Consider the following 243-nt stretch of genomic DNA (forward strand, 5'->3'; position numbering starts at 1 on the left):
TTGCTTTCCAACATCTGGCCAATGATGGAACGGTTTCCATGTTTAATCTGCACAATAGCCGATTCGGCTACTCCAGGCTGGCGACGAGAGTGTTTGTTAGAATTACCATGGCTGCAATCTATCATTAAGGCCGGACGCAGTCCCGCATTCAGCATCTCTTTTTCACACTGGGCGTCATCTTCTGGACCGTAGTTTGGTGCTTTACCGCCGCGCAGCATCACATGCCCATCTGGGTTGCCCTGC

1 pseudogene is annotated in these 243 nt (G+C 51.4%); it reads right to left on the minus strand.

From position 1 onward, the window contains the following. Positions 1 to 243, minus strand: a pseudogene (locus KVT28_RS26315) (3-deoxy-7-phosphoheptulonate synthase); the annotation flags it as partial.

The organism is Pantoea sp. GbtcB22 (genome assembly GCF_019091025.1).
In the GTDB taxonomy this organism is placed as follows: domain Bacteria; phylum Pseudomonadota; class Gammaproteobacteria; order Enterobacterales; family Enterobacteriaceae; genus Pantoea; species Pantoea leporis.